Source organism: Neisseria sp. HMSC067H09, from assembly GCF_001814135.1.
Lineage (GTDB): Bacteria > Pseudomonadota > Gammaproteobacteria > Burkholderiales > Neisseriaceae > Neisseria.
Genome location: NZ_KV814863.1, coordinates 38101 through 53460, shown reverse-complemented (window position 1 = coordinate 53460; position 15360 = coordinate 38101). Strand labels below are relative to the sequence as shown.

Below are 15360 nucleotides of genomic sequence, written 5' to 3'. Positions count from 1 at the left end.
GAATTTTAGACATTAAGGGTCGCCTGAAAATTTTCAGACGACCCTTAAATATACAGTAGTGGTCAATATTTCAGTACGGATCCAACCGGTTTGTTAGCCTCATGCCTGTACGTTGGATATAAATGCCTAGTTGGGTCGGAGAAAGTATTTTCAGACGACATAGAAGGTCGTCTGAAAAGCTTTGGTTTGAAAAAGTAGGTATCGGCATTCTATAAAACTGCACAGTTCCGGAAATGCAGCAGTTATTCGTACACAATGCCTGCAATTATCTCGTGTTCGTTCAACCCGCCGTATTGTTGTTCCCAATCGTGTGAGGCTTCGAGTGTATCGCATTCTTGGGCGACGGATAATTGGATACCGTCCATTTTGTCGGAGGCCATTCCGCTAAGGCGGTCGCACATCTCGGCAGAGAGATGTTGTTCGGAAGATTGATGGGCTTCTGAATAACTGTAAGGGAATGCCAAAAATCCTAAAACGAAGGCAGTAACGGCGAGCCATGCATTTTTACGGTAACGGGTCATTATATCCTCCAATCAAATGAAACTAAGATTTTTCTTACTTGCTTGTGTCAAACAGCCTTTGCTTCATGAAAATCTGATTACAATCATCGTAATATATGCCATGTTTTACCTGATTATGGCTGAGGAAGGCCTGGTTTGTTTGAAGCGTTAGAAGAATCATACTAAGCAAAAACAAAAAATGCAATACTTTTTCTTAATTCAACTAATATTTTTCTTACATTTTTAATAAAACTAAGGTAAAATAAACCCACAAGTGCTTCATTGTAGGAGGCGCATTTCAGCCTGAGGATCGATATGGATACATTTAAAGACAGATTGGTGTTTTTGTGGAAAGACGAAGCGCGCCAAGCCAAAATTGCCGCAGACATTGATATGACCATTGCGGGATTTAGTAGGATTTGGAACGAAGGCGGTTTGCCGAAATCGGAAACTCTAAAAAAAATCAAACAACTGAAAGGTTGCAGTATTGACTGGCTGTTGACTGGGGAGGGGAGTCCGTTCCCTAATGTGCAAGTTCCGTCTTCTACTGCAGTTGCTTATGATACATTGGGTAATCCGGTTGATATCGACGAGTTTGTCTTTGTTCCGCGTTATGATATTCAGGCTGCCGCCGGACATGGGCGGTTAGTAGGTGATGAAAAACCTGTTTTTACCATGGCATTCCGTCGGTATTGGGTAGAAAATTATGTTACCCGTGATACTAAAAACCTTTCCGTTATTTCGGTCAAGGGGGATTCTATGGAAGGGGTTTTGAATGATGGGGATACTATTTTAATCAATCATGCTGAGACTGCGCCGAAGGATGGGCTGTACGTTTTGAGGCTTAATGAGAATTTGTTGGTAAAACGATTACAGCTGATGCCAGGCGGGGTGGTGAATGTGATTTCCGCCAATGAGGCTTATCCGACTTTTGAAATTGATTTGAATAATTTGACTGACGATGTTGCCATTATCGGGCGTGTCGAGTGGTTCGGGCGAAATATTTGAATGGTGTAGTCCTTGTATTTTCAGACGACTTGTTAAGTAGTGGTTTATGGTTTTTATCTCTATTGATAAATATAGAAGTGGACTCCATCTTGCATGGAGAAGTCCGTGAAGCTGCAACTCTTGATGCCGGTCAATCTGAGGGCAGACTTGCTTTAGGTTAAGGTTTGCAGGACAATATCGAAAATATTCATATAAAAGGAAACACATCATGTCAGACGAAAGTCCAATTATTTTCACTGATAGCTGCTGTACCAAGGTTGCCGATTTGATTGCAGAAGAAAACAATCCCGATTTGAAATTACGCGTGTTTGTTAATGGCGGAGGTTGTTCGGGATTCCAGTATGGTTTTACTTTTGATGAAATCAAAAATGATGACGATTTTGAAATTCAGAAAAACGGCCTGACTTTCTTGGTGGACCCGATGAGCTACCAATATTTGGTTGGTGCGGAAATTGATTACACTGAAAGTTTGCAAGGATCGCAATTTGTTATTCGTAATCCGAATGCGGAAACGACTTGCGGTTGTGGTTCATCCTTCTCAGTTTGAACCATATGTAGATAAAAAAAGGCCGTTTGTTTATACAAACGGCCTTTCGTTTGTAATTGCTTTCCAATAAAAATCATCTGTCTTATAATCTATAATTCCCTTTGGGAATATTTACTCATGTACTATCTGTTATTTGATTTACATTCGGCTTGGTGCCGATAGGTTGCATACCCAAAGCTAATTATCAGATAGTTGGGTAATTTAGGAAGTTTCGGGAGTAGTGTCTAAGTCAGATGATAGGTTGACGGATCGCTGCCGTGTATCATGGTATAAGCAAAATCAAGCCGGTTTCCGTGAATGGGATTAAAAGTTCGGTTTGTTCTAGGATAACAATGAAAAACTCTGACAAACTTTACGATGTTTATGTTTCTTATCCGCCAGATGTTGATCATGAGCGTATCAATGCATGCCTATATGATAACTTGCCGGAAAAAGAAGCAGAAGATTTGGTTCAGGCACTTTCTGAACGTCCGCAAGCGATTATTGCCGAGAATTGTACGCAGGATGAGCGCGAGAATGCGCAGCAGTATTTCAACTACTTGGGGCTTGATGTTATTGTGCGTCAGTCCATGGAGTTGCAGGTAAGTGAGGACGAAGGTAAAAACGAGGAAGCGTCTTTAAAGCAATGTCCCGTTTGTATGACGATTACGGAGGATGTGGCAGCAGAGGAATGTGCCGTCTGCCATTTCCATTTTGCCAGTGCAACCGAGCAAATCATCCAGCGTAAACGTATTGAGTGGCAGGAAAAGGTGGCGTTTGAGCATAAAAAACAAGCTGAAATCGCTCACAAATTGCAACTTGAAAAAGAGCGGGAAGAAAAGTTGATGCGGAAAGAAATCCGTGCCGAACTTGAAAGCAAATTGCGGCAGGAGTTGGGGCAGGATCCTAGACTGGAAGCCCTTACTTCCAAGCGCAATATGATTGTTCTAGTTTCTGTTTTGGGTGTGTTGGCTATGTTCGGCTTGGTAGCGGCAGGATATTTGGCAGCCAAATATCTTTGATGAATGCTTTTAAATTTGAATATATCGTAGGCCGGATTTCATTTTGAAATCCGGTTTTTATTATTGGGATGTCCTGCTATGAAGAGTTATATTGATTTTATGAGGATGCTGTATCGTGTCTATTGAAACGGACTGTCCAATGTACCATAATCCGATTGTTCCATTCCTATTAAAGCAATAAAGGTCAAAATCATGTGCCAACTGCTCGGCATGAATTGTAATACCCCAACGGACATTATGTTTTCCTTTGAAGGCTTCCGCCGCCGCGGCGGTATTACCGACCATCATGCAGATGGATTCGGTATCGGTTTCTTTGAAGGGAAAGGTGTACGCTTGTTCCACGATGACAAGCCCAGCGCAAATTCCCCGGTTGCCGACCTGGTTCGCGCCTATCAAATTAAATCTGAAAACGTCATTGCCCACATCCGTAAAGCCTCGCAAGGGCAGACCTCTTTGGCCAATACCCATCCTTTTATGCGCGAAATGTGGGGCGAATATTGGCTCTTTGCGCATAATGGGCATTTGATTGATTTTTATTCGGAACAAGGCGAGTATTACCATGCTGTCGGTACGACCGACTCCGAACGTGCATTTTGTTATATCCTCAACCGGCTTCGCAGCCGCTTTGCTGAGAAACCTGATTCCGATACTTTGTTTGATGCCGTTGCTGCGCTAACTCACGAAATTCGCCGCTTCGGATTGTTCAATTTTGTGATGTCCAACGGAGACTGCCTGTTTGCCCATGCCAGTACGCTGCTGCACTATATCGTGCGTAAAGCTCCTTTCGGCAAGGCACGGCTTTTGGATGATGACGTGATGATTGATTTTTCCGCAGTTACCACCCCGAATGACAAAGTCTCCGTTATTGCCACATTGCCCTTGACCCGAGACGAAACTTGGTCGCAATTAGCTGTTGATGAATTAGTCATGTTCCGAGACGGCGATATTGTCCGCAGCGACCGCCCTGAAAGCCCTGTTTACATGAGCGCGGAAGAGGGGTTGGCAATTGCCCGCGCAGTCGGCGTGTCCGTATAAATATGAAAGGTCGTCTGAAAAATGTTCAGACGACCTTTTTCATGCTGGTCGTATCAATAATTGGTCGAGCAGAACTGCTCACGCTTGTCCGCATCGGCGGCATAACACGTCAAGCCCATGCCTGCCGCGTTACTGTTGTTCGCCTTCGCTCCCGGTTTTTTGTTCACCAAAACTTTGCCGTTTTTCCCGATTTCCACGGTTACGCCTTTACCGTTTTTCAGCTTCCACTTCAACACCTGCGCATCGGCATTCTGACACTTGTTGACCGAACAGCCGCCTTCAGTCGCCACATTGCCGTTTTTATAAATCACACACTGCTGCTGGCTGTCGGCGCAAGCCGCATAGGCAGCAACGGAAAAACAGGAAATCAGTGCGGCAAACAAAACAGGTTTCATAGTTTGGACTCCTTGGGTGGTGATGATGGGTTTGCAATATCTCAAACTATACGCCTGTTCGTATCGATAAGCCATTGGGCGTCAGGTAAGCAATATATTGATTCGATATTGGGTAAGTTTCAAATGTTATCAATCAGTTGGTAATAAAATATTCATCAGCGCGATATTGATATAGTAGTTGCTTCTGCCTATCTTTTCTTTGTGCAGGAATCCGCCTTCTGTCAGTTCGTCCAGGTATTTGGCGGCACTGGGGCGGGAAACTTTCAGCGTTTTCATCAGGAAATCGATTTTTGTGTAGGGATGATTGAACAGGTGGTTAATCAGGTCTTGGCTGTAGAAGTTGAAGTTTTCCCTGATGCGGTGTTTGTAGTCCAGCATCGCCTGATGGATGTGCTGCACGGTATCGATGCCGTCCTTGGCGGTTTGTTCCACGGCTTCCAGCATATACAGCAGCCAACCTTCCCATTCGCCCGTATCGCGTACGTGTTGCAACAGGCGGTAATATTCGCTTTTGTTCCGCACCAGATAGCGGCTGAGGTATAAGACGGGAATATCCAGCAATCCGGTTAAAACCAGATACAGCACATTGATAATCCTGCCTGTTCTGCCGTTGCCGTCGTAAAACGGGTGGATACTTTCAAACTGGTGGTGGAGCAGTGCCATGCGGATAAGCGGATCGATAGGTTTTTCTGTGTTGTCGTCGTTGATAAATGCTTCCAATCTGCTCATCAGGCGAATGATGTCGTCCGTATGTTGCGGCGGCGTATAAACGGTTTCGTCGGTACGGTCGTTTTTCAGCATCGTCCCCGACTGTTTGCGGAATCCGGCATGGTTCTTTTCCAACTCGGCCTGTATCGTCAAAATATGATTGTTAGTCAGCATTCCGTGTTTTTGGATAAGGCCGAAGCCGCAATGCAGTGCTGAAGCATAATTCTGCACTTCTTTGATGGCAGGGCTAGACGGGCTTGCCGATATTCCTGCACGGAACAGTTCGTCATGGGTGGTAATGATATTTTCGATTTCGGAACTGTCTTTGGCTTCCTGCAAAGACAGCGTGTTAATCAGAATGCCTTGGTTGGGAATACTGCGGCAGATGCCTTTTAATTCGGCCAGATAACGATGGGCGGAAGCCAGTTTTTTCAAGATGGCGACTGTTTCGAAATCTATTTCGGGAGGAAATTGTTCGATTGAGTACATTTTAGGGTTTCGGTTAAATGATAAAAAAATCCCGTTTTTTTGCTATATCGCTTCGATATGATAAAAAAACGGGATTTTTTTTACAATTTAATTTTATTTATTTGTTTCAAAACGGTTTTACTTTAAATAGCACTTCAGACTACTGTTACCGCTTCAACTTCGCAAACGCATCCGCCATCGCCGAATTGGTCGGGGCGCGGTCGTTGCGTTGGGGTTTGCGGTCGCGGCGTTCGGAGTGTTTGCTTTCAGACGGCCTGTTGCCTTTGGTTGCGCCGGCTTCGTCATCCAGCCGCATGGTCAGCGCAATCCGTTTTCTGGCGGCATCGACTTCCAGCACTTTCACTTTCACCACGTCGCCGGCTTTCACCACTTCGCGCGGGTCTTGGACGAATTTATTGGACAGGGCGGAGATGTGCACCAAGCCGTCCTGATGGACGCCGATGTCCACGAATGCGCCGAAGTTGGCGACGTTGGAAACCACGCCTTCGAGTATCATGCCGACTTGCAAGTCGCTGATTTCGTGGATGCCTTCGGCGAATGAGGCCGTCTGAAACTCGCCGCGCGGGTCACGGCCGGGTTTTTCCAGCTCGGACAGGATGTCCAGAATGGTCGGCAGGCCGAAGCGTTCGTCGGTGAAGTCGGACGCTTTGATTTGCTTCACGCGCTCGCGGTTGCCGATGAGTTCGGCGGCGGTAATGCCTTGTTGCGCCAGCATTTTGGCGACGACGGGATAGGCTTCGGGGTGGACGGCGCTCGCGTCCAGAGGTTCTTTGCCGCCGTTAATCCGCAAAAAGCCCGCCGCCTGCTCGAAGGTTTTTTCGCCCAAACGCGGCACTTTCAGCAATTTTTTGCGGCTGTCGAATGCGCCGTTTTCATCGCGGTAGGCGACAATGTTTTGGGCAAGGGTTTGATTTAAACCGGAAATCCGCGCCAAGAGCGGGGCGGAAGCGGTATTCACGTCCACGCCGACGGCGTTCACGCAGTCTTCGACCACCGCGTCCAGCGATTTGGCGAGCTGGCTTTGGTTCACGTCGTGCTGATATTGGCCCACGCCGATGGATTTGGGGTCGATTTTCACCAGCTCGGCAAGCGGGTCTTGCAGCCTGCGGGCGATGGATACTGCGCCGCGCAGGGAAACGTCCAAGTCGGGGAACTCGCGCGCCGCCAATTCGGACGCGGAATAAATCGACGCGCCGGCTTCGGACACGACGATTTTGTGCAGCCCCATTTCCGGCATTCCGCGCACCAGTTCACCCGCAATTTTGTCGGTTTCGCGGCTGGCGGTACCGTTGCCGATGGCGATGAGTTTCACGCCGTGTTGTTTAATCAGGCGCGACAGCGTTGCCAACATATTGTTTTCTTGATGCAAATAGACGATGACGGTATCCAGCAGCTTGCCCGTGTCGTCCACTACGGCGCATTTGACGCCGTTGCGGTAGCCGGGGTCGAGACCCAAAGTGGTCAGCCGTCCGGCGGGCGCGACGAGCAGCAAGTCTTTGAGATTGCGGGCAAACACGGTAATCGCGTCGGTGTCGGCGGCTTCTTTCAGACGACCTAAGGCTTCGAGTTCCAGCGATAAAAAGATTTTCGCGCGCCAAGTCAGGCGCACGGTGTCGCGCAGCCATTTGTGGCCGTCTGAAACCTTGAAGCGGCGGGCGATGATTTGCTCGTATTCGCTTTGCTGCGTAATCGGCGTGTCGTCGGGCTGGTATTTGAGCGCGATGTTCAACACGCCTTCGTTGCGGCCGCGCAAAACCGCCAGCGCGCGGTGGCTGGGCATGGCGCGGACGGGTTCGCGGTGGTCGAAATAATCGCTGAATTTTTCGCCTTCGGTTTCTTTACCTTCAACGACTTGCGCGTGGATTTCGGCTTCGTTCCACAGCTTGTCGCGCAGCATGCCGATGAGTTCCGCGTCTTCGGCAAACTGCTCCATCAGAATCGCGCGCGCGCCGTCCAATGCGGCTTTGGTGTCGGGGACGTTTTCGTTCAGGTAGCCCTGCGCGGCGGCTTCCACGTCCTGCGGCTGTTCGGCAAGCAACACGTCCGCCAGCGGCTGCAAACCGTGTTCGCGCGCGATTTGCGCTTTGGTGCGGCGTTTGGGCTTGTAGGGCAGATACAGGTCTTCCAGCGCGGTTTTGTTATCGGCGGCTTCGATTTGCGCCCTGAGGTCGTCTGAAAGCTTGCCTTGCTCTTCAATGCTTTTTAAAACAACGGCTTTGCGCTCTTCCAACTCGCGCAGGTATTGCAGCCGCTCGGCAAGCTGGCGCAGCTGCGTATCGTCCAGCCCCCCTGTGGCTTCCTTGCGGTAACGGGCGATAAATGGCACAGTCGCGCCGTCGTCCAAAAGCTCGACAGCGGCGGTGATTTGCGCGGCGGTGGCGGAGAGTTCTTGGGAGAGGATTTGGGTGATGTTCATGGGGATAGGTCGTCTGAAAAAGTAATTATTATATCAATGGGAGAGGAGGGCGGAGGCGAAGATTGTGTTTTGAATATGAAGCTTAGTCCTGAACCTTCTGAAAACAAAACGTCGTCTGAAAACCCCAAATACAGTTTTCAGACGACGTTTTATTTTTACTTGCCTTAAATCTCACTACCGCCGACGGTCAGTCCCGAATCAATCCGCAAGGTCGGTTGTCCGACACCGACAGGAACGCTCTGTCCGTCTTTGCCACACACGCCGACACCGCTGTCCAACGCAGTATCGTTGCCTATCATGGAGACGTGTTTCAACACTTCAGGGCCGTTGCCGATGATGGTTGCGCCTTTGACAGGATATTGCAGTTTGCCGCCTTCGACCCACCACGCTTCGGATGCGCTGAAGACGAATTTGCCGCTGGTGATGTCCACCTGTCCGCCGCCGAAATTGACGGCGTAAATGCCTTTATCGATGGACGCGATGATTTCGTCGGGTTCGTAGCCGCCGTTTTCCATAAAGGTATTGGTCATGCGCGGCATAGGGGCGGAGGCGTAGCTTTCGCGGCGGCCGTTGCCGGTGGGTTGCGTACCCATCAGGCGGGCGTTGGTTTCGTCCTGCATATAGCCGACCAAGATGCCGTCTTCAATCAATACGGTGCGGCGTGTTTCGTTGCCTTCATCGTCGATATTGAGCGAACCGCGTCTGTCGGCAATGTCACCCTGATCAACGACGGTAACGCCTTTGGTGGCAACGCGCTCGCCGATTCTGCCTGAAAAGACACTGGTTTCTTTGCGGTTGAAATCGCCTTCCAAACCGTGTCCGACGGCTTCATGCAGCAACACGCCCGGCCAGCCGTTGCCCAAGACAACGGTCATTTCGCCTGCGGGTGCAGGGCGGGATTCGAGATTAATCAGGGCTTGTTTGACGGCGGAATCGACAAACTGCCGCACCAAAGTTTCATCAAAATAAGCCAAGTCGTAGCGACCGCCGCCGCCCGCGCTGCCCTGTTCGCGCCGGTCGCCCTGTTTGGCGATGACGGTAACGTTCAGGCGCACCATCGGACGGATGTCGGCGGCGTGCCTGCCGTCGAGGCGGGCGATGTAAATCATGTCGTATTCGCAAGTCAGCCCCGCCATCACTTGCACGATGCGCGGATCGGCGGCTTTGGCAAGCGTTTCCACTTTGTTCAATAAGGCAACTTTGGCGGCAGAATCGAGACCGATAATGGGATTCAGCACCGCATGGACGGATTTGCCGTATGCGGCGGACGGCACTTTGACAGAAGCTTCGCCGCCTGCCGCGCCGATGACGCGGACGGCTTGGGCGGAACGGTTGATCGAATCGATACACAAACTGTCCGCATAGGCAAAAGCGGTTTTTTCGCCCGAAACAGCGCGCACGCCCACCCCCTGATCAATTTGGAAGCTGCCCGATTTGACGATGCCCTCTTCCAAATGCCAGCTTTCAAAAGCAGTGCGCTGGCAGTAGATGTCGGCGTAATCGACGTGATGCGCGCCGATGATGCTCAGGCTTTTGGCGAGCAGCTCAGGGGAAAGGTGATTGGCTTCGAGCAAATCGCGCTGTACGGTAGCGTAAGTTGAGTGCATGGTTTTCAGACGACCTTCAAGGCTGGGGAAACTTGGGGCTTGATTATACGGCATTTGTTATGGCTTTGGATATGTCGATTGTTTGTATTTATAAGGGGTTAGGATCGTCTGAAAACAAGGGGCGGATAGGGATGATTTCTCAGATGGACCGGTATTTACATAATTAAACTGTTTTAAACATTGCATCTTGTCATTTCATGCTGTACATTTGTATTCAAATGAATACAAAACAAATCAAACGAATATGAATGCGACAAACCGTATCCCCGTCAGCGTGAGAATTACTCAGGAAGACGCTGATTTTATTGCCGAATTAAAAATCGAAGGCGCGAATACGCCGTCTGAAAAAATCCGCGAGCTGCTCAAGCAGGCGCGTTTGGCGCATACGCAGACGCACGATTACGGTTCCGCGCTGACGGCGCAGGAGCAGTTTTTCCAAGCGGCGAAACATGATGTATTGCACGCGGAAAAGCAGGCGGGGGCGCATTCGCATATCGTCGCGCGCTTGTTTGAGCAGTTGCCCGACTTGGGCGCGACGCTTGCCGCCGACCTGCCCGAAGAAGCTGACCTCGAAAGTTTGAAAAAATACGAACGCGAACTGATGTGGCGCATCGTCCGCCTCACCGACAGCATCTTGCAGCTCGCCGTAACCGGCAAAGGTGCGGCATACGACGATACCGTGTTGCAACAGCTTGAAAACACTTTGAAACTGGCGAAGATTGTGCAGCAGGCGGGCGAGGTTTGAGGTGTGAAGGAAGGGCTGACTGAAAAATGGAGTACGGCAGCGAGAAAAGTGGGCGCATGATACCCAAAATAAGCAAAACAGATTTGATTGCCGCCGTGATAATGCTAAGTGTACCGCTGGTTTTAGCGGGCAGTACGATGGCACTAAGTCTGTTCCAGCCTGTACGTGAAGAAGCTGTGCACCTGAGTGGCGATATTCAATATATTCCACCCAAACGCCCTCCCTTTGCTGCACTGGAGTATGGTGGGAAGCATTATTCCGTGAATACTGCTCGGTTTGTTGACGGGCAAGGACTCAAGTTTTTCGATAACCACCGTCCGGAAAAAATCATCAGCATTGAAGGCTTCCGCTTCTATACGCCGTTAAGCTATCGAGACACGCCACAGGGTTTGGTGATACAGCAGATAGAATATGTAGAGGATGGCAGACATCAAGTGTTGGTTGTACCGCCGGAACAATTGGCTGTTGCATTGAGAGATAAGCGGCTTGAGCCTTGGCTTGACCGCCTGGTTTGTTATGGCATGTATCTGGCTGCTTGCGGCAGTTTGTATGTGTTTTATCGAAAAGAAAAATTAAAAGGAAAATCCAAATGAGCGAAACCCTATCTCGCAGATTGGGTTGTTTAGTGAGTGGCGATTTTCATGCCTTGATTGTGCAGCAGGCGAGGAAGGTTTGAGGTCGTCTGAAATCCGCTTCCCTCTCATTCCTAAACATTCATGTCGGACATCAAAGACAGAGGCAACAAGATGGAAAAATGGATAGCAGAAGCATACGAATTATTTGCACCTTACAGCGTGCGCTTCCCGCTGAATATCTGCACTTGCAACAGCTGCTCTCCCGAAGATTTCCAACAGGCGTTGTTGGAATATCCGTTACGCGAGATTCCTACCGATATGTTGCAGGCGTATTTGGGCAGCGTGCCTTTGGACAAAGGAACTGCGACGGCTTTAGACATGAAACATTTTCTGCCGCGTATTTTGCAGGCTTTGGTCAACGAGGAAGATGTCCGATCACTTGATGAAACGTTGCTCGATAAGTTGTGTTGCCATTTTCCCGAATGCTGGACAAAAGAAGAAATCGATTGGTTAAAGCGTTTCGCCGTCGCTTGGTTTGACTCGCAACTGACTGCGCCCCGCTACGAAGGCTGCTTGGTCGTTTGGCTGAATATGTTTCAATTTGCCGGATTGGATGTTGTCGACGAACTGCTGGCAGTGTGGACGGAACAGGCGGATAAAACGGCAGCTTTACGCGAATTTGTCGACTTGTACTTAGAAATTCCGTATGGAAGCGACGAGCCGGATTGGTACAAAGTCTGCTATCTGCCCGAGCATTGTCCGAATAGAACGCAATTCGCCGCCCGACTGTCGGCTTGGTTTACCCGCCCGGATACCCGCGCCACATTCAGACGAGCTTTAGAACAAGCCCTGCTGGAAGGGAAAGAAGACGAAAACGAAACATTGTCATGGGAGCAATGTTACGACTGGTTGGCACAATCGGATGCCGGCTAAACACAATATTTCTCATGATTTCATAAAGAAAGGAAAATCCAAATGAGCGAAACCCTATCCCGCAGAGTGGGCCGTCTGGTGAGCGGCGGTTTTCATGCCCTGATTGATGCGGCGGAAAACCTTGCGCCTGAGGCGGCAATGAACGAGAGCATCCGCGAAATCGAGCGGGCGGTGGACGAAGTGCGTGCCGAATTGGGCAAAGTGTTGGCGCAGAAACATCTTGCCGCCAAGAAAATGGCGGATGAAAGCAACCGCCACGAAGCCATCGATGCCAACCTGCAAGCCGCCGTAGCCGCTGGGCGCGACGACCTTGCCGAAGCGGGCATCGCCGAACAGATGGACATCGAAGCGCGTCTGCCTGTTTTGGAAAACACCATCGCCGATTGCGCCGCGCAGGAAAAAGAACTTGAGGGCTTTATCGCCGCCTTGCAGGCGAAAAAACGCGAGATGCAGCAGCAGTTGCAAGACTGGCGTGCCGCGCAGCAAAGCGCGGGCGCAGGCAAAGCGGCAGGCGGCAGCGACCTCAACCGCATCGCCCGTGATGCCGAAAAAAGCGGCAACGCTTTCGACCGCGTGATGGGACGTCAGAACGCGGTACACAGCAGCACCGATGCGGCGCAGTTGGCAAAATTGAAGGAGTTAGAAGACTTGAGCCGCAACAACCGTATTGCCGAACGATTGGCGGCACTGAAGGCTGGAAAATAAGTTTTCAGACGACCTTCTTTATCAGAAAGGGTCGTCTGAAAACGGTACGATGAAGGTTACTACAGGTTGATACGGAAATGCTTCGTTAAATTGTAAATGGGAACGGTATTATTTATGCACAAACCCTTTGTCCTAATTCGGAAGCATTCCCTGTTTCGCCCTGTGGCAGCGGCAGGCAGCATTCTTCTGTTTGTATTAGCGGTTTTCAATCCTCCAAACTGGTTTTATGTTTTGTCCGCTATCGTACTGCTTCTGATGTTGTATTTCTTATGGCGTCAGAATAGGGGGATTTCGATCATTTTTCATACTGACGGACAAATTTTTGTCGGTAAAAAACCATATTCCCTTACTCTTGGCGAATTTAAAGGTGTTGCATCTGCATTCTGCCGTTGTGGACAAACTAACTTTTGCCTGAGGATTGCGCTGATTCCGAAAAATGTCTGCCATCCTGTGCTTATTGTGCAAGAAATTTCCGATGTCCCGATGACGTGGCGCAGTGTTCCAAAGCCTCCTCCTGCGGAGTTTGATAACTTACGGGCAGAACTTGCTGATCGCTTGAATCTGCAAGACTTCGGATTTCTCGGCATTATGGGAGACGATGAATGGCACTTTGCCGTAAACCGTCTGCCAAAGGTACACTAAAATACAGATGTAATAATTGAAGGCGGGGAAATAAGTTTTCAGACAACCTCCTTTGTCAGAAAGGTCGTCTGAAAAGAAAAACGCCGCGCGGAGCTTGTCCTTGCGGCGTGTGGCGGAACGAATCAGTAGTCGATGCGTTCGCTGATGATGCGTAAATCCGGCCATGAGAAAACGATATCGTATTCGCGTCCGTTTTTGAAGGCTTCGGCTTTCAATACGGGGCGGCCGCGGCGGTCGTCGGCTTCGATTTCGTGAACTTGGTAGCCGCGTCGTTCGAGAATCCGCATCACTTGTGCGCGTTTTTGCTCGAAAGACGGATCGCTGTAAATTTGGTGTTCGATGTAGTCGTCATCGTAATACTTGCCGTCGCGGTAACGGTAGTCGTCATTACGGTCGTAATCGCGCTCATAGCGGTCGTCGTAACGGTCATAACGCTGCTCGTAGCGGTCGGTACGATAGTCGTCATCGTAATAGTCGTAAGGATAAGGGGCGGCACAAGCGGTCAGTGCGATGCTGCCTAAGAGTAATACCGGTAAGAGTTTTTTCATGTCGTATCCTTTCGGGACGTGGGGTAAGTCAAATCAAGAATATTCGGAAGCGGATTATATAGTGGATTAAATTTAAATCAGGACAAGACGACGAAACCGCAGACAGTACAGATAGTACGGCAAGGCGAGGCAACGCCGTACTGGTTTAAAGTTAATCCACTATAAATCGACGCGTTCTACGAGAATGTTCAAATCGGGATAAGACATCACGATTTTGTATTCCAAGCTGCCTTTGTAGGCCTCAAATTCCAAAACGGGTCTTGCCCAATAGAGGTCGGTGTCGGAATCGTGGACTTTGTAGCCTCTGTTATGCAGGATGGACAAAGCGCGGTCGTGGTGTTGCGCGAACGCAGGGTCTGTCTCCATGCGGTATTGGGCGTAGTCTTCGTAAAGGTCGAAACCTTCTGCTGCAAGAAAAATGGCGCAAACAGCGGCGACAGGAAGCAGCAATTTTTTCAAAAGCGGTTTGGACAGTTTTGTATATTGCGACTGAGAATGTTTCATTTCGTTCCCTTTGCGTCTGTTGTCGGTATAGACATTTAAACACGCAGGACTTAGGGAAAAGTTAGGAGCGTTTTCAGACGACCTTTCTTTACGGTACGCACAGGCCGTCTGAAAACGGATAGGGATAATCCCATGATTTTTGCTGTTTTGATTGCCTTGATAACCGCCGCAGTACTTTATGTCCTGCTGTTTGAGGATTGGGATGAATTCCTTGAATGCGTAAAATTCTGTTTCACCCCCGAAATCATCAGCGCACTGCGGGGGCGGTATTGGGATGACGTATGGGCGGAAACCAAAATCCTGCTGTGGCTGGGCATCAGTTTGGCGGCGGGCGCATCGGCTTATGCCTGGCTCAACTAGAGTCGGCGTTTCAAGGCGGATACCGTCTTTATTGCTGCGAACAGTAAATAATTGAAAGGAATGTCAAAATGAGCAAAAAACACACCTACCGCACCGCGACAACATGGACGGGCAATCTCGGCGAAGGCACTTCGTCCTACACCGCTTATTTGCGCAATTTTACCGTTTCCGCCGAGGGCAAGCCCGACCTGCACGGTTCCGCCGACCCGGCCTTCCGCGGCGATGCGGGCCGCTGGAACCCCGAAGAAATGCTGTTGGCCGCCGTTTCTGCCTGCCACAAACTATGGTACCTGCACCTGTGTGCCGACGCGGGCATCTGCGTTACCGCCTACACCGATCATGCCGAAGCGGTGATGGACGAAGGCGGGAATGGGAGCGCGGGGCGTTTCGTCTCCGCCGTACTGAAGCCGCGCGTTACCATCGCCGCAGGAAACGACCGCTCCAAGGCTTTGGAATTGCATCACGAAGCGCACCGCCTGTGTTTCATCGCCAACTCGGTCAACTTTCCGATTGAATGCCGCGCCGAAATTGAGAGCGGAGAGGTCGTCTGAAAACCGAATGTCTGTTTGGGATGCACGGATAGGTCAAATTCAAATAAGGCATACCTAATGCCGTCATTCCCGCGCAGGCGGGAATCCAGAC

At 49.8% G+C, this 15360-nt stretch carries 18 protein-coding genes; 11 read left to right on the top strand and 7 right to left on the bottom strand.

The window, feature by feature from the left end; genetic code table 11:
• Positions 1-242: 242 nt before the first annotated feature.
• Positions 243-521 carry a hypothetical protein gene (locus tag HMPREF2954_RS01965; protein WP_039408258.1) on the bottom strand — a complete coding sequence of 93 codons (279 nt, stop codon included), beginning with the start codon at positions 519-521 and terminating at the stop codon, positions 243-245.
• A 294-nt stretch (positions 522-815) separates the two neighbouring features.
• Between HMPREF2954_RS01965 and HMPREF2954_RS01960 the strand changes: the two genes are divergently transcribed.
• The 4 genes from HMPREF2954_RS01960 (at position 816) to HMPREF2954_RS01945 (ending at position 4091) form a co-directional block, all read left to right on the top strand.
• The gene (locus HMPREF2954_RS01960; protein ID WP_039408255.1) at positions 816-1508 is read left to right on the top strand and encodes a S24 family peptidase; all 693 of its coding nucleotides are present in this window, start codon (positions 816-818) and stop codon (positions 1506-1508) included.
• 208 nt (positions 1509-1716) lie between these two features.
• Positions 1717-2055 (top strand): iron-sulfur cluster insertion protein ErpA, encoded by a 339-nt coding sequence (gene erpA / locus HMPREF2954_RS01955; RefSeq protein ID WP_003680162.1) that lies wholly within the window; start codon positions 1717-1719, stop codon positions 2053-2055.
• A gap of 332 nt (positions 2056-2387) precedes the next feature.
• Positions 2388-3056: a hypothetical protein gene (locus HMPREF2954_RS01950; protein ID WP_039408245.1), complete on the top strand. Its 669-nt coding sequence runs from the start codon at positions 2388-2390 to the stop codon at positions 3054-3056.
• 192 nt (positions 3057-3248) lie between these two features.
• Positions 3249-4091 carry a class II glutamine amidotransferase gene (locus HMPREF2954_RS01945; protein ID WP_045072472.1) on the top strand — a complete coding sequence of 281 codons (843 nt, stop codon included), beginning with the start codon at positions 3249-3251 and terminating at the stop codon, positions 4089-4091.
• Positions 4092-4144: 53 nt separating this feature from the next.
• Here HMPREF2954_RS01945 and HMPREF2954_RS01940 read toward each other — a convergent pair whose 3' ends face one another.
• The 4 genes from HMPREF2954_RS01940 to tldD all read right to left on the bottom strand — a co-directional run bounded on the left by HMPREF2954_RS01940 (position 4145) and on the right by tldD (position 9760).
• Positions 4145-4486 (bottom strand): hypothetical protein, encoded by a 342-nt coding sequence (locus HMPREF2954_RS01940; protein ID WP_045072473.1) that lies wholly within the window; start codon positions 4484-4486, stop codon positions 4145-4147.
• 129 nt (positions 4487-4615) lie between these two features.
• Positions 4616-5683, bottom strand: coding sequence for a Fic family protein (locus tag HMPREF2954_RS01935; protein WP_045072474.1), 1068 nt, complete (start codon positions 5681-5683; stop codon positions 4616-4618).
• A 145-nt stretch (positions 5684-5828) separates the two neighbouring features.
• Entirely contained in the window at positions 5829-8099 is a 2271-nt protein-coding gene (locus HMPREF2954_RS01930) for a Tex family protein (protein ID WP_070688977.1), read from the bottom strand.
• Positions 8100-8263: 164 nt separating this feature from the next.
• Positions 8264-9760 (bottom strand): metalloprotease TldD, encoded by a 1497-nt coding sequence (tldD, locus tag HMPREF2954_RS01925; protein ID WP_197067771.1) that lies wholly within the window; start codon positions 9758-9760, stop codon positions 8264-8266.
• Between the two features lie 190 nt (positions 9761-9950).
• Here tldD and HMPREF2954_RS01920 point away from each other — a divergent pair, with 190 nt between their 5' ends.
• The 5 genes from HMPREF2954_RS01920 (at position 9951) to HMPREF2954_RS01900 (ending at position 13306) form a co-directional block, all read left to right on the top strand.
• Positions 9951-10451, top strand: a complete 501-nt coding sequence (locus HMPREF2954_RS01920) for a hypothetical protein (RefSeq protein WP_045072476.1) — start codon at positions 9951-9953, stop codon at positions 10449-10451.
• A gap of 26 nt (positions 10452-10477) precedes the next feature.
• Entirely contained in the window at positions 10478-11044 is a 567-nt protein-coding gene (locus HMPREF2954_RS01915; protein ID WP_045072477.1) for a hypothetical protein, read from the top strand.
• Between the two features lie 123 nt (positions 11045-11167).
• Positions 11168-11959, top strand: coding sequence for a hypothetical protein (locus HMPREF2954_RS01910; RefSeq protein WP_231574601.1), 792 nt, complete (start codon positions 11168-11170; stop codon positions 11957-11959).
• Positions 11960-12001: 42 nt separating this feature from the next.
• The gene (locus HMPREF2954_RS01905) at positions 12002-12664 is read left to right on the top strand and encodes a PspA/IM30 family protein (protein WP_045072481.1); all 663 of its coding nucleotides are present in this window, start codon (positions 12002-12004) and stop codon (positions 12662-12664) included.
• 114 nt (positions 12665-12778) lie between these two features.
• Positions 12779-13306, top strand: coding sequence for a hypothetical protein (locus HMPREF2954_RS01900; protein ID WP_045072483.1), 528 nt, complete (start codon positions 12779-12781; stop codon positions 13304-13306).
• A 122-nt stretch (positions 13307-13428) separates the two neighbouring features.
• Here HMPREF2954_RS01900 and HMPREF2954_RS01895 read toward each other — a convergent pair whose 3' ends face one another.
• Together HMPREF2954_RS01895 and HMPREF2954_RS01890 are read right to left on the bottom strand one after the other, a co-directional pair.
• Positions 13429-13854, bottom strand: coding sequence for a PepSY domain-containing protein (locus tag HMPREF2954_RS01895; RefSeq protein WP_009312449.1), 426 nt, complete (start codon positions 13852-13854; stop codon positions 13429-13431).
• A 159-nt stretch (positions 13855-14013) separates the two neighbouring features.
• Complete coding sequence (locus HMPREF2954_RS01890) at positions 14014-14358, bottom strand: hypothetical protein (RefSeq protein ID WP_070688976.1); 345 nt, start codon at positions 14356-14358, stop codon at positions 14014-14016.
• A 132-nt stretch (positions 14359-14490) separates the two neighbouring features.
• On the opposite strand from HMPREF2954_RS01890, the gene HMPREF2954_RS01885 reads away from it, so the two are divergent.
• Together HMPREF2954_RS01885 and HMPREF2954_RS01880 are read left to right on the top strand one after the other, a co-directional pair.
• Complete coding sequence (locus HMPREF2954_RS01885) at positions 14491-14718, top strand: hypothetical protein (protein ID WP_045072485.1); 228 nt, start codon at positions 14491-14493, stop codon at positions 14716-14718.
• 68 nt (positions 14719-14786) lie between these two features.
• Complete coding sequence (locus HMPREF2954_RS01880; protein ID WP_045072486.1) at positions 14787-15269, top strand: OsmC family protein; 483 nt, start codon at positions 14787-14789, stop codon at positions 15267-15269.
• Positions 15270-15360: the final 91 nt, after the last annotated feature.

Bases quoted from the DNA above. Each gene is read 5' to 3' on its own strand.
- HMPREF2954_RS01885 (WP_045072485.1), top strand. From the start codon at position 14,491: ATGATTTTTGCTGTTTTGATTGCCTTGATAACCGCCGCAGTACTTTAT.
- HMPREF2954_RS01960 (WP_039408255.1), top strand. From the start codon at position 816: ATGGATACATTTAAAGACAGATTGGTGTTTTTGTGGAAAGACGAAGCG.
- HMPREF2954_RS01900 (WP_045072483.1), top strand. From the start codon at position 12,779: ATGCACAAACCCTTTGTCCTAATTCGGAAGCATTCCCTGTTTCGCCCT.
- HMPREF2954_RS01910 (WP_231574601.1), top strand. From the start codon at position 11,168: ATGTCGGACATCAAAGACAGAGGCAACAAGATGGAAAAATGGATAGCA.
- HMPREF2954_RS01940 (WP_045072473.1), bottom strand. From the start codon at position 4,486: ATGAAACCTGTTTTGTTTGCCGCACTGATTTCCTGTTTTTCCGTTGCT.
- HMPREF2954_RS01945 (WP_045072472.1), top strand. From the start codon at position 3,249: ATGTGCCAACTGCTCGGCATGAATTGTAATACCCCAACGGACATTATG.
- tldD (WP_197067771.1), bottom strand. From the start codon at position 9,760: ATGCCGTATAATCAAGCCCCAAGTTTCCCCAGCCTTGAAGGTCGTCTG.
- HMPREF2954_RS01930 (WP_070688977.1), bottom strand. From the start codon at position 8,099: ATGAACATCACCCAAATCCTCTCCCAAGAACTCTCCGCCACCGCCGCG.
- HMPREF2954_RS01915 (WP_045072477.1), top strand. From the start codon at position 10,478: ATGGAGTACGGCAGCGAGAAAAGTGGGCGCATGATACCCAAAATAAGC.
- HMPREF2954_RS01950 (WP_039408245.1), top strand. From the start codon at position 2,388: ATGAAAAACTCTGACAAACTTTACGATGTTTATGTTTCTTATCCGCCA.
- HMPREF2954_RS01880 (WP_045072486.1), top strand. From the start codon at position 14,787: ATGAGCAAAAAACACACCTACCGCACCGCGACAACATGGACGGGCAAT.
- HMPREF2954_RS01920 (WP_045072476.1), top strand. From the start codon at position 9,951: ATGAATGCGACAAACCGTATCCCCGTCAGCGTGAGAATTACTCAGGAA.
- HMPREF2954_RS01895 (WP_009312449.1), bottom strand. From the start codon at position 13,854: ATGAAAAAACTCTTACCGGTATTACTCTTAGGCAGCATCGCACTGACC.
- erpA (WP_003680162.1), top strand. From the start codon at position 1,717: ATGTCAGACGAAAGTCCAATTATTTTCACTGATAGCTGCTGTACCAAG.
- HMPREF2954_RS01965 (WP_039408258.1), bottom strand. From the start codon at position 521: ATGACCCGTTACCGTAAAAATGCATGGCTCGCCGTTACTGCCTTCGTT.
- HMPREF2954_RS01935 (WP_045072474.1), bottom strand. From the start codon at position 5,683: ATGTACTCAATCGAACAATTTCCTCCCGAAATAGATTTCGAAACAGTC.
- HMPREF2954_RS01890 (WP_070688976.1), bottom strand. From the start codon at position 14,358: ATGAAACATTCTCAGTCGCAATATACAAAACTGTCCAAACCGCTTTTG.
- HMPREF2954_RS01905 (WP_045072481.1), top strand. From the start codon at position 12,002: ATGAGCGAAACCCTATCCCGCAGAGTGGGCCGTCTGGTGAGCGGCGGT.